General features: G+C 66.3%; 3 protein-coding genes. 1 reads left to right on the top strand and 2 read right to left on the bottom strand.

Annotation, left to right across the window (positions count from 1 at the left end; all coding sequences use genetic code 11):
• Positions 1 to 130: 130 nt before the first annotated feature.
• The gene (locus tag PMI15_RS19405; protein WP_007873345.1) at positions 131 to 769 is read right to left on the bottom strand and encodes a 5-formyltetrahydrofolate cyclo-ligase; all 639 of its coding nucleotides are present in this window, start codon (positions 767 to 769) and stop codon (positions 131 to 133) included.
• 10 nt (positions 770 to 779) lie between these two features.
• Between PMI15_RS19405 and PMI15_RS19410 the strand changes: the two genes are divergently transcribed.
• Complete coding sequence (locus tag PMI15_RS19410; RefSeq protein WP_036840130.1) at positions 780 to 2,894, top strand: transglycosylase SLT domain-containing protein; 2,115 nt, start codon at positions 780 to 782, stop codon at positions 2,892 to 2,894.
• A 15-nt stretch (positions 2,895 to 2,909) separates the two neighbouring features.
• Here PMI15_RS19410 and PMI15_RS19415 read toward each other — a convergent pair whose 3' ends face one another.
• Positions 2,910 to 4,046 carry an anhydro-N-acetylmuramic acid kinase gene (locus PMI15_RS19415; protein ID WP_007873351.1) on the bottom strand — a complete coding sequence of 379 codons (1,137 nt, stop codon included), beginning with the start codon at positions 4,044 to 4,046 and terminating at the stop codon, positions 2,910 to 2,912.
• Positions 4,047 to 4,227: the final 181 nt, after the last annotated feature.

The following is a 4,227-nucleotide window of genomic DNA, read 5'->3' on the forward strand; positions in this document are numbered from 1 at the left end:
GCCTTTCTTTTGCTTACTTTTCTTTGGCGAAGCAAAGAAAAGTGAGTTGCCGCCGGGCAACCCCCGGCCAGCAGTCCTCAACAGAGAACACTCCGCCGGAACAAGCCAAGCCCCGACAGGCGTCAAAAAATCAAACCGGCCAAACCACCCCTTTGTCATTAAGGATGGCATCCAGCGGGATATCGTGCGGCTCCGGCTCCATGTCCGGCAGCCAGCCCTGCGCATACCCCAACCCCACCGTAAACGGCCGCGGCTGCAAGGTCGCAAGCGTCCGGTCGTAAAACCCGCCGCCATAACCCAGCCGGTAGCCGCCCGGCCCATAGCCTACGCAGGGCACGAACAGCAGGGTGGGAATAATCACCTCTGTATCTTTTGGTTTCGGGATGCCGTAGGCGTCTTCCTCCATGGGGCAGCCGGGGTACCAGGCGTGGAAAGTCAAGGTCTTGTGCTTCTTGTTGACCACCGGCAGGCCGATCTTGCGGGGCGAGCGTGCCGCTATGCTTTCGGTAGCAAGCTGCGCAGTTTCCACCTCGGCCAGCGCCGGGTTTGACGAAGACTCCCGGCTCAGGATCGCGTCTTCCTGCCAGCGGTACAGCGCGGGCAGCGGGTCGAACTCTCCCTTGATGGGCCAGTAGGCACCAATCACCTCATGGGTGGAACCGACCAGCCAGATGCGCATCACACGTTGCAGCAGGTCGGCCCGCTGCAGGCGGTCAGGCATGTTCAAACGGGCTTCAACCAGCGCTTTGCGAGTGCTTAATTTGTCCATAATGTCCCAGATGCTATACAAATTTCTTACCAGTCCTCTGCGGACGGCGGCCCTGGCGCCGGTTTTAGGCGCGATGGCCTGCTTCGCACTGCTTGCCCCGGCCGCGGCCCAGGCGCCCGCCAGCGCGGCCGACAACGTGATCATCGAGATGAACAAGGCCTTCAAGCGCGGCGACAGGGGCCGGCTTGCGCAGCTGCTGCCGCAGGCCAGGGGCCACACGCTGGAGCCCTGGGCCGCCTACTGGGATCTCAAGCTGCGCCTGGGCGAAGCCGGCGCGCAGGAGGTGCAGGACTTTTTGAGCCGCTACGCCGGCACTTACCAGGAAGACCGGCTGCGCAACGACTGGCTGCTGCTGCTGGGCCAGCGCCGCGACTGGGCCGGCTTTGCCGCCGAGTATCCCAACTACCGCATGAACGACGACAAGGAAGTGCGCTGCTATGCGCTGCTGGTCGAACACCTGAAGAACCCGGCGCCCGATGCGCGCCTGGCCGAGGAGGTCAAAAAGAACTGGTATGCGCAGCGCGAGGCCGACGACGGCTGCAACTCGGCCGCCGAACGGCTGGTGGGCACGAAAAACCTCAAGCCGCAGGACGCCTGGGTCAAGGCCCGGCTGGCCACCGAGGCGAATCGCCCACGCTCGGCGGCAGCCGCCGTGCAGATTGTTGCCCCCGACGCCGCGGGCATGGTCAACGACCTCAACGCCAGTCCCATCAAGTTCCTGGCCGGCAAACACATCGCGCTGAGCAAGGCGCGGCGCGAGATCATCACGCTGGCGCTGATCAAGATGGCGATCAGCGACATCGAGGGCGCGGCCTTCCAGCTTGAAAACAAATGGGGCATGCAGCTCAATACCGAAGAGCGCAACTGGGTCTGGGGCGTGATAGGCCGGCAGGCCGCCACGCGCCTGGGCACGACCCCGGCCGGCGATGCGCTGGAGTATTTCGCGAAAGTCACCAAGGACAGCGACCTCAGCGACGACATGCTGGGCTGGAAAGTGCGGGCCGCGCTGCGCGCCGGCAACCAGCCCAACTGGCCGCTGGTGCTGGCGGCCGTCAACGCCATGAGCGAGGACGCGCGCAAGGACCCGACCTGGAGTTACTGGAAGGCGCGCGCGCTGCTGGCCACCGCGCCGCCCGACGCGCCGCCCAAGCCCGCGGTGGTGGCCACCACACCCGGCGTGGTCCAGACCATTCCCACCGGCATCACGATTTCGCCGCAGCGCGCCGAGGCCTTGGCCTTGCTGCAGTCCTTCGCGTCGGTGCGCGGTTTTTACGAGCAGCTCGCGCTGGAAGAACTCGGCCAGAAAATCACCGTGCCGGCCAAACCCGCGCCGCTGACGCCCGAGGAAAAAGAAGCCGCGAGCCTCAATCCGGGCCTGAACCGCGCCGCCTACGCCATCGCCATAGGCCTGCGCCCCGAAGGCGCGCGCGAGTGGAACTACAGCACCAACCTGCACCAGCGCGGCGGCATGGCCGACCGCGACTTGCTGGCGGCCGCGCAGTTCGCCTGCGACCGCCAGATCTGGGACCGCTGCATCAACACCAGCGACCGCACCAAGGGCGAGATCGATTTTGAACAGCGCTATCCCATGCCTTTCCGCGAAACGGTGACCAAGCGCGCCCAGTCCATCAACCTGGACCCGGCCTATGTCTACGGGCTGATCCGCCAGGAAAGCCGTTTCATCATGGACGCGCGCTCCGGTGTGGGCGCTTCGGGCCTGATGCAGGTCATGCCCGCCACGGCGCGCTGGACCGCCAAAAAGATAGGCCTGGACGGCTTCACGCAGGACCAGCTCAATGACCGCGACACCAACATCGCGATCGGCACGGCCTACCTCAAGTTCGCGCTGGACGATTTCAACGGCTCCATGCCCATGGCCGCGGCCGCCTACAACGCCGGCCCCGGCCGGCCGCGCACCTGGCGCAACGGCCCGGTGCTGGACGCGGCGATCTGGGCCGAGAGTATTCCCTTCAGCGAGACGCGCGACTATGTGAAAAAAGTGCTGTCCAACACCACCAACTACGCGGCCCTACTGACGGGGCGGCCGCAATCGCTGAAAGCCAGGTTGAGCACCGTGGGACCGCGCGATGCGGCGCAGCCCGAGCCCTACAAGGATTTGCCTTAAAACATCAGGGAGTTGCTAGGCGGGATACAACGCGCCCAGCACCCTCAGGCCGCGCGCGCCCGTCACGCTGGGCAGGTTGCCCGGCTTGCCCAGCACCAGTTGCCGCGCCAGCCAGGCGAAAGCCGCGGCCTCGACCTGCAGCGGCGGCAGGCCGTGTTGGTCGGAGGTGCTGACGCGCAGCGCCGGCAGCCCGGCCTGCAGGCGCGCCAGCAGGTGGCGGTTGAAGGCGCCGCCGCCGCACACGACCAGCGATTCGCTGCCCTGCCCATAGCCCTTCACGCCCAGCATGCAGGCCCTGGCGGTGAATTCGGTCAGGGTGTTCTGGACGTCCTCGGGCCGCTCGCCGGCAAAAGGCTGGAGTTTGCCGGCCAGCCAGGCCTGGCTGAACAGGTCGCGGCCTGTGCTTTTGGGAATCGGCAGCGAAAAATAAGGTTCGTCCAGCAGGCTTTCCAGCAGCGCGGGCAGCAAGGTGCCGCTTGCCGCCCACGCGCCGCCGGCGTCGTAGGTCTGGCCGGTATGCCGGCGGCACCAGGCATCCATCAGCGAATTGCCGGGCCCGCAGTCGAATCCCAGCACCGGCGAGGCACCCGCTCTGGGCAGCACGCTGAGGTTGGAAATGCCGCCCAGGTTGAGCACGCAGACCGTGGCGTCCTCGCGGCCGAAGACACCCTGGTGAAAAGCCGGTACCAGCGGCGCGCCCTGCCCGCCCGCGGCCACGTCGCGGCTGCGGAAGTCCGCGGCAACGGTGATGCCCGTGAGTTCGGCCAGCAAAGCCGGGTTGTTCAACTGAAGGGTGTAGCCCGCGCCCGCCGGCTCGCTCGATGTTCTTTGCGGCTGGTGCCGCACGGTCTGGCCGTGCGCGCCTATGGCCTTGATGTCCAGCGGCGAGATGTCTAGCGCCGCGGCCTGGGCCAGCAACGCGGCGACGACCTTCGCGTAGACCGCCGCGATCTGGTTGCCGGCCAGGGCGGCGCGGTGCAGTTCGTTGGGAGTGGGCGCGTTCAGCGCCAGCAGCTCGGCATGGAAGGCCTCGCTGAAGGGTTCGGTCGCGGCGGCGAGGACATTCGGCTTATCGCCCTCAAACGCCACCAGAACACCGTCGGCACCGTCGAGCGAGGTGCCTGACATCAGGCCTATGTAGTAATCAACCATGCGCCCATTCTGCCGCAGAGACGTTGCGAACCCCTCGGTAACGATAGGACGATGAACCCTTGATCAGACTCTCTTTACCAGCAGGGGCCGCGGAACCGGCTTTGCCGGGCCGCAGGCGCAGCACCCCCTCGGGGGGCAGCGCATTACACGAAGTCGAAGACGCAGTGAAAAGCGTGGGGGC

Origin of the sequence: Polaromonas sp. CF318, from assembly GCF_000282655.1 — a bacterium.
In the GTDB taxonomy this organism is placed as follows: Bacteria; Pseudomonadota; Gammaproteobacteria; order Burkholderiales; family Burkholderiaceae_C; genus Polaromonas.